This window comes from Actinomyces sp. MRS3W (assembly GCF_032465695.1).
GTDB lineage: Bacteria > Actinomycetota > Actinomycetes > Actinomycetales > Actinomycetaceae > Actinomyces.
Genome location: NZ_JAWDJJ010000045.1, coordinates 1 through 7,309, shown reverse-complemented (window position 1 = coordinate 7,309; position 7,309 = coordinate 1). Strand labels below are relative to the sequence as shown.

Here is a 7,309-nt window from a genome sequence, read left to right as displayed (position 1 = left end):
GGTGTCGAACCGTCGGGTTACGTGCCGAAGCGTCCACCCGAAGGTACGAACCGTCAGCTCTAGTGCCGAACCGTCAGCACGCCCGCCAGCACTCCCTGACACCACCCCGCCGGATCGGCACGTCACTTGTGCCGGTTTCGGCATGTTATTAGTGCCGGTTTCGGTGAAGAGGGGTGGGTGCGTAGGTGGCGGGGCGCGGTGTGCAGCGTGGGCGGGATCGCAGGATTGCGACAGCGCAGCGACAGCCCGGGAATGTACGGACAGGTAACCTTTCGGTACACGATTTGTTGAACCTCAAAAGGAACTGTCATGCACGTCCCTCGCAAGCTCCTTATCCCCGCCGCCGTCCTGGCCGTGGGCGCCTCGCTGGCCGCCTGCTCGATCAACGTCGGCAGCTCCGACCAGGGCGCGACCAACACAGACAGCAGCGCTGCCGCTGTGGATGCGACTACGCAAGCGGCCGATGACGCCGAGGCGGCCGATGCTGACGCCGACGACACCGACGCTGCGCAGGCGGACGATTCGGCCGCCGACGACGCCGATGACGCCGAGGCGTCGTCGGGCGCGACTGACATCACCGACCAGGGTTGGCTTGACGCCATGGCGAACGGGACGCAGCAGACGGTCTCCGGCAGCTATGCGATTGAGGACGCGGGCGGGACGTACAACCTCGTTGGCGAGCTGGACAGCCTGTCCGTAGCGGGCTCGGAGGTGGTTGTCGCCGCGGAGAGGGTGGACAACCTCAACATCGCGGCCTCGGACGTGACCGTGTACGTCCGCCAGGTCAACCAGGTGCAGATCCTCGGTTCGGACGTGACCGTCTATTACCTCGACGGCAGTCCGTCGGTTCAGGATGCCGGCGCCGACAACACCGTCGAGCAACTCACGAACTGACGCCATGCCCAGGTCCGCACCCGCCCCCACTGCGCCCATCGCAACCGTCCTCCTCGTCGACGACGAGGCCCCCATCCGCGCCTCTCTCGGGCCCTACCTGGAGCGGAGCGGATACCGGGTCATGCTCGCCAGCGACGGAGTGGAGGCCCTCGACCTCCTGGACGCCTACGACATCGACATTGTGGTGAGCGACGTGCTCATGCCCCGCATGGACGGGCGCGAGCTCGTGCGGCGGGTGCGGGCCGACGGCGCGTGGACGCCGATCATTCTGCTCACCCAGGTCGATGCCTCCTACGAGCGGGTCTCCGCCCTGGACGACGGCGCCGACGACTACCTGTCCAAGCCTTTCGACCCCGCCGAACTGGCCTCCCGCATCCGCGCCGTCCTGCGCCGCACGCTGGGGACGGGACAACCCCTGACCGCGGCCACCAGGCTGGTGTCCGGCCAGCTGAGCCTGGACCGGGCCGGACGCCGCGTCACGCTCGCCGGGCGGGAGCTTGCGCTTACCCCCAAGGCCGTGACGCTGCTCGACTACCTCATGAGCCACCCTGGTGAGTTGCACACCCGTGAGGCGCTGCTGTCGGCCCTGTGGGGCATCGACTTCGCCTCTTCCACGCGCGCCGTCGACCACCGTATTCGCGAGCTTCGGCGTGCGCTCGGCGACGACGCCGCGGCCCCGACCTTCATTGAGACCGTGCCTCAGGGCGGCTACCGGTTCCGCGCCGAGGTGCGCGCATGAGCCGGCGTCCCTGGCTCCGGTGGGGTGCTGCTCTTGCGGTGGTGGCGGCGCTCACGGCCCTGGCCCACCTCTACTGGGGCGACCTGACGCTCATGGTGTCCACCCCCATTCCGGTGGTCGTGGCCGCGGCCGGTGCCGGGATACTCGCGGTGAGCGTCCTAGTCGTTCTCGCCCTTCGACGTCGGCAGGAGTCCCGACGACGCCTGCGCGAGGCTGTGCAGGAGGAGGCGCGCGATCGTCACCGCCAATTCCTGCGCCGTCTGGACCATGAACTCAAGAACCCGCTGACGGCGGTGCGCGCCGCCGTCGCCGACGCCTCGCGGCAGCCCGCCTCCGATGCTGTGCGCGCCAACCTGGAGGTCATCGACGGCCAGTCTCAGCGGATGGGCCGGCTGCTCACTGACCTGCGCAAGCTCGCCGAGTTGGAGACCGCCCCGCTTGAGCTTGAGGAGGTCGACGTGGCTGAAACCGTGCAGGATGCCGTGGACGCCGTCGTCGAGGAGGCCGCCGGGCGCGGGGCGCCGGTGCGGATGCGCCTGGACCTGCCCAGCGTGCCCTGGCCGCTGCCGCGAGTGCGTGGCGACGGCGATCTGCTGTATTCGGCCGTTTACAACGTCATCGCCAACGCCGCGAAGTACACCCCGTCAGGGGGCGTTATCGAGGTGCGCGGCCGGGAGGAGAACGGCGCGGTGACCATTGAAGTCGCCGACACCGGTATCGGTGTGCCCGAGGCGGAGGCTGACCTGGTCTTCCGTGAGCTCGGGCGGGCGAGCAATGCCCGCGACCGGCCCGGCTCCGGGCTCGGGCTGGCGTTGGTGCGCACGATCGTTGAGCGGCACGGCGGGGCCGTGTCCATGGCCTCCCGCCAGGGTGTCGGCACGCGCATATGGCTGACGCTCCCGGTGACCGGTCCGCCTCCCGCCGAGCATCCGCACCGTGAATGAACAGCCCCCTTGACCGCCCAAAGCAACACGTCACCTCCGTCAACCGATTTCAACCGGCCTCAACAGCCACCCCAACACCCTCAACAGCCCGCAACAGATAAGGACTCATCCCCATGACCCGGCTCCCACTCTCGTCCATCCCGCGCATCCCGGCTGCATGCGCGGCGGCCACCGCCCTGGCCCTGGCCCTTGCTGGCTGCTCCGGCACCGATTCCACCTCGGCGGCGTCCTCGGAGCCCGCCACGGCGCAGTCCTCCACGACGTCGGCGACCGCGGCGCAGACCGCTGAGGCGAGTGCCTCGGCCACTCAGTCCGACTCCGAACTGGCTGTGCCCGGCTACCAGGTCGGCGAGATTCCGCCGATCCCGCTGTTCGCATTGCCCGACCTTGGCCTGCTGACCGCCTCCACCGGCAGCCTCACCCCGGATCTGACTGGGGATCTCACATCCCGGCCGGGCATCACCGTGTCACCGGCGCGCTGCGATGAGGCGGGGATCCTCGCCGGCGGGACCACCGTCGTCGGCGGGGACGGCTCCGTGGTGACGTCCGACGGCGATTCCACCGTCATCAACGACGGTGAGGGCGCCGGCGTGTACGAGGACGGCACCGTGAGCATTGTTAACAACGGTGACGGCTCGGGCACGTACACCGACGGCACGACGAACATCGTCGTCGCCGGTGATGGCTCCGGCACCTACACGGACGGGACCCTGAGCGTTGTCGTCGACGGGGACGGCTCGGGCACCTACGAGAACTCCGCCACGGGGGAGTCGATTGTCATCGGTGGGGACGGCACCGGCACCTACTCCACAACGAGCGTCAGCATCACCAATGACGGCGAGGGCAGTGGCACCTACAGCGACGCCGACTCCGGACTCAGCATCGTCAACGACGGTGAGGGCTCTGCACTGGTCAGTCTGGGTGGGCAGACCGTCACCGTGGACGCCGACCCGTTGGCGCCGGTGGCGAATGTCGGTTCCTTCCCGAGCATTGACGCGGCCCAGCCGGTCGAGTCCTGCGGGACGGTCATCACCCTGGAGGACGGGGTGCTGTTCGACTTCGGCTCCGCGCAGGTTCGCACCGAAGCCGCCACCACTCTGGAGGAGCTTGCCGGGCTGCTCAATGAGGCGAATGCCCCGACCGCCTACGTTTACGGTCACACCGACTCGATTTCGGATGAGGCCTTCAACCAGACCCTGTCCGAGCAGCGGGCCCAGGCGGTGCTCGATGCCCTGGTGGCGGATGGGACGACGGCGCAGCTTGAGGCCGAGGGCTTCGGTGAGACGCGGCCGGTAGCCCCCAATGAGAACGCGGACGGCTCAGACAACCCGGCCGGCCGCCAGCTCAACCGCCGCGTGGAGATCTACGTCCCGGCCTTCTGAGGCCCGCGGCGGCGTGCTGTTGGCATGGTGCGGGCGCGGTCGCGTCGTTGGCGGCCGGAGTTCGGTGGGGGTACGTCATTTGTGTCGATCTCGGCACGTTATTAGTGCCGGTTTCGGTACGTCATTAGTGCCGGTTTCGGCATGTTATTAGTGCCGGTTTCGGTGAGTGGGGGCGCCGGCGGGCGAGTGGCCACGGTGACCGCTACGCTGTCGCCGTGAACTTGTCCGTCCCCGCCCCGTCGGCGTCCGCGCGCGCCTACCCCGGCCTGTTCATCTCCTTCGAGGGGGGCGATGGCGTCGGCAAGACCACTCAGATCGAGCTGCTCAGCACGCTGCTGGCGGCCGCTCGGATCACTTACCGGCGCACCCGCGAGCCCGGCGGCACCGAGCTGGGCGCTCAGATCCGTGCGCTGCTGCTGCACGGGGGCGAGGTGAGTCCGCGCGCCGAGGCCCTGTTGTACGCCGCCGACCGCGCCCATCACGTGACCACCGTGGTGCGGCCCGCGCTCGCGGCCGGCGCGATCGTCATCTCCGACCGCTATCTCGACTCCTCGGTTGCCTACCAGGGCGCCGCGCGCGAACTCGGCCCGCAGGAGGTGCGCGAGCTGTCCCTCTGGGCCACGGGTGGGCTGCTACCCGACCTCACCATCCTGCTGGACGCCGACGCCGACCTGGCCCGGAGCCGTGCCGGTGCACGGGGCAGCCGGGATCGGCTGGAACGTGAACCGGACGCTTTCCACGTGGCGTTGCGCGAGGAGTTCCGCGCCTTGGCCGGGGCAGAACCCGAGCGCATCAAGGTCGTCGACGCCGATCAGCCGGTCGCCGACGTGGCGGCCGAGGTCACCGGTCTGGTCGAGCGTCTCATCGCCGAGCGGGGGGCCGGCCTTCACGTCGAGGCGGATTCCGGCCGAGCCGAGCCGGTGCGCCCCCTGGGGGCCTTTCGCACCGCCGTGCGCTCGCGGGACAGCCGTCGGCAGCGCGGCCACGGCGGCGGCCGGGAGTCGGAGCAATGAGCGTCTGGGACGACGTCGTCGGGCAGGACCAAGTGGTCGCCACCTTCCAGTCGGCCGCCGCGGCCGCCCGCAACGTGACGGTGGAGGCATCGCCGCAGGAACCGGGCGTGGCCGACTCCTCCGCCATGACCCACGCCTGGCTGGTCACCGGCCCGCCCGGCTCCGGACGCTCCGTCGCCGCACGCGCCTTCGCCGCCGCCCTGCAATGCACGGGCCCCGAATCCGGGTGCGGTCAGTGCAAGGCCTGCCGCGACGTCATGAGCGGCGCCCATCCCGACGTGGTGCGCCTGGCCACCGAGAAGCTGCTCATCACCATGGAGGAGGTCAAGGGCCTCATCGGTGAGGCGCAGCGCCGCCCCTGGAGCGGTCGCTGGCGGGTCATCTTGGTGGAGGACGCCGACCGCATGGCCGAGCGCACCACGAACGTGCTGCTGAAGTCGATTGAGGAGCCGCCGCCGCAGACGGTGTGGATTCTGTGCACGCCGTCCGCGGACGACGTGCTGCCCACCATTCGCTCGCGCTGCCGGTTGGTGACGTTGCGCATCCCGCCCGCTGACGCCGTTGCCGAGCTGCTGGTGCGCCGCGACGGTGCCGACCCCGAGCTGGCCGCCCGCGCCGCCCGCGCCAGCCAGTCCCATATCGGGCTCGCCCGCCACCTGGCCGTTGATCCCGGCGCATGGGAACGCCGGCGGCGCCTGCTGCTGGCACCCATCTCATTGCGATCCGTGGGCGACGCCGTCCTGGCGGCGAATGACTTGGTGGAGGCGGCCGAGACGGAGGCCAAAGAGGCCACCACCGAACGTGACGCGGCCGAGAAGGCCGCCCTGCTGCGTGCGCTGGGTCTGGAGGAGGGCGGCCGGGTACCGCCGTCGCTGCGCGCCCAGGTGCGTCAGCTCGAGGAGGATCAGAAGCGACGTGCGCGACGGGCCCGCACCGACGTCCTGGATCGCGCCATGATCGATTTGCTGTCCTTCTACCGGGACGTGCTGGCGCTTCAGCTGGGCAGCGACGTTGAGCAGGTCAACATCGACCTTGCCGATGCGGTGGAGCAGGTGGCGCGCTCCACCCGCCCGCAGCTCTCGCTCGCCCGCATCAGCGCCATTGAGGAGTGCCGCAACCGGTTGCGATCCAACGCCGCGCCGCTGCTGGCGGTGGAGTCCCTCATGGTGCAGCTGCGCCCCCAGGCGTAGGAGCGTTTTACGACCTTGGGGTACAAAACACGACCCCGGGGTGGTCGTGAAACGTACCCCAAGGTCGTATTTCGCACCCCGGGGTCGTGTTTCGCGCGGGGTGGGAGACGAGCTGGGCTACCGCTGCTGAGCCGGGTGCGAGGAGGGGGCCTCGGCGAACTCGGTGGCGGCCCAGGAGGACAGCAGGCGCAGGGCGTCCTCGCTCGCGCTGCCGGGCTCGACGCCGTACAGGAGCATGGTCATTCCCGGGGCGGTTTCCATCCCGGCCGGCTCGTAGGACAGGTGAATCCGGCCAACGACCGGGTGATTGACCACTTTCTCCCCACGGCACACGTAGCGCACGTCGTGGCGCGCCCACAGGTCGGCGAAGTCCCGGCTGCGCGTGGACAGCTCGCCGATGAGTGCTTGGAGACAGGGATCGGCGGGATTCGCCCCGGCGTCCAGACGCAGCATGGACACCAGATCCTCCGCCCCCTCCTGCCAGTTGGGGAAGAACTGGCGTGCGCGCGGGTCCAGGAAGAGGAACCGCGCCATATTCGGATGCTCCGCGGCGACCTCGGGGATCGGGTCGACGAACATGGGGGAGTACAGCGCCCGCGCCATGGCGTTGGCAGCGACGTAGGTGCCGGAGCCGTCGCGTACCGCGGCGGGGGTCGTCATCGCATCCAGGATCCACTGGGTGCCCGGGCGCAGGACGCAGTTGCGCGAGCGCGTGCGCCGACGTCGTATCCGCCCTGTTGGGGTGAGGGAGCGGGCCAGGTCGACCAGGTGCTGCCGCTCGGCATCGCTCAGAAGCAGCGCGGAGGCGAGTGCCTCAAGCACCTCATCGGAGGCGCCGGCCGCGTTGCCCCGTTCCAGGCGCGTGTAGTAGTCCACGCTGACTCCGGCGAGCATGGCGACCTCCTCGCGCCGCAGGCCGGGCACGCGACGGTGCCCGGCGACGACGGGAAGCCCCACCATCTGCGGCGTCACCTTGGCGCGCCTGGTGGTGAGGAAGTCCTTGAACTCCGCGCGGGCATCCGCGGAAGCGGGGGAGGGCAGATCGCTCATGACCACCAGGGTAGGTGGTCCGGAGACGCCGCGGGAGGCCCGCCCAGACCCTGTCAGACGGTCTCTGCCAGACGGCCCCTGTCAGACGACGCCACAC

The 7,309-nt window shown here is 69.9% G+C and carries 7 protein-coding genes; 6 read left to right on the top strand and 1 reads right to left on the bottom strand.

Annotation, left to right across the window (positions count from 1 at the left end; genetic code table 11):
• Window positions 1-309: 309 nt before the first annotated feature.
• From RWX45_RS01315 to RWX45_RS01290, 6 genes are all read left to right on the top strand, one after another.
• The gene (locus RWX45_RS01315; protein ID WP_316021988.1) at window positions 310-894 is read left to right on the top strand and encodes a DUF3060 domain-containing protein; all 585 of its coding nucleotides are present in this window, start codon (window positions 310-312) and stop codon (window positions 892-894) included.
• Window positions 895-898: 4 nt separating this feature from the next.
• Entirely contained in the window at window positions 899-1,633 is a 735-nt protein-coding gene (locus RWX45_RS01310; RefSeq protein ID WP_316021987.1) for a response regulator transcription factor, read from the top strand.
• A complete protein-coding gene (locus tag RWX45_RS01305; RefSeq protein ID WP_316021986.1) occupies window positions 1,630-2,577 on the top strand; it encodes a HAMP domain-containing sensor histidine kinase in 948 nt (315 codons plus the stop codon). The genes RWX45_RS01310 and RWX45_RS01305 overlap by 4 nt, the downstream gene beginning before the upstream one ends.
• Window positions 2,578-2,690: 113 nt before the next feature.
• A complete protein-coding gene (locus RWX45_RS01300; protein ID WP_316021985.1) occupies window positions 2,691-3,959 on the top strand; it encodes an OmpA family protein in 1,269 nt (422 codons plus the stop codon).
• A gap of 215 nt (window positions 3,960-4,174) precedes the next feature.
• The gene (gene tmk, locus RWX45_RS01295; protein ID WP_316021984.1) at window positions 4,175-4,972 is read left to right on the top strand and encodes a dTMP kinase; all 798 of its coding nucleotides are present in this window, start codon (window positions 4,175-4,177) and stop codon (window positions 4,970-4,972) included.
• On the top strand, window positions 4,969-6,162 hold the full coding sequence (locus RWX45_RS01290) for a DNA polymerase III subunit delta' (protein ID WP_316021983.1): 1,194 nt from the start codon (window positions 4,969-4,971) through the stop codon (window positions 6,160-6,162). The genes tmk and RWX45_RS01290 overlap by 4 nt, the downstream gene beginning before the upstream one ends.
• A 117-nt stretch (window positions 6,163-6,279) precedes the next feature.
• Here the strand turns inward: RWX45_RS01290 and RWX45_RS01285 are convergent, their stop codons facing one another.
• The gene (locus tag RWX45_RS01285; protein WP_316021982.1) at window positions 6,280-7,212 is read right to left on the bottom strand and encodes a helix-turn-helix transcriptional regulator; all 933 of its coding nucleotides are present in this window, start codon (window positions 7,210-7,212) and stop codon (window positions 6,280-6,282) included.
• Between the last annotated feature and the right edge of the window lie 97 nt (window positions 7,213-7,309).

Bases quoted from the DNA above. Each gene is read 5' to 3' on its own strand.
- RWX45_RS01285 (WP_316021982.1), bottom strand. From the start codon at position 7,212: ATGAGCGATCTGCCCTCCCCCGCTTCCGCGGATGCCCGCGCGGAGTTC.
- RWX45_RS01290 (WP_316021983.1), top strand. From the start codon at position 4,969: ATGAGCGTCTGGGACGACGTCGTCGGGCAGGACCAAGTGGTCGCCACC.
- RWX45_RS01305 (WP_316021986.1), top strand. From the start codon at position 1,630: ATGAGCCGGCGTCCCTGGCTCCGGTGGGGTGCTGCTCTTGCGGTGGTG.
- RWX45_RS01300 (WP_316021985.1), top strand. From the start codon at position 2,691: ATGACCCGGCTCCCACTCTCGTCCATCCCGCGCATCCCGGCTGCATGC.
- RWX45_RS01310 (WP_316021987.1), top strand. From the start codon at position 899: ATGCCCAGGTCCGCACCCGCCCCCACTGCGCCCATCGCAACCGTCCTC.
- RWX45_RS01315 (WP_316021988.1), top strand. From the start codon at position 310: ATGCACGTCCCTCGCAAGCTCCTTATCCCCGCCGCCGTCCTGGCCGTG.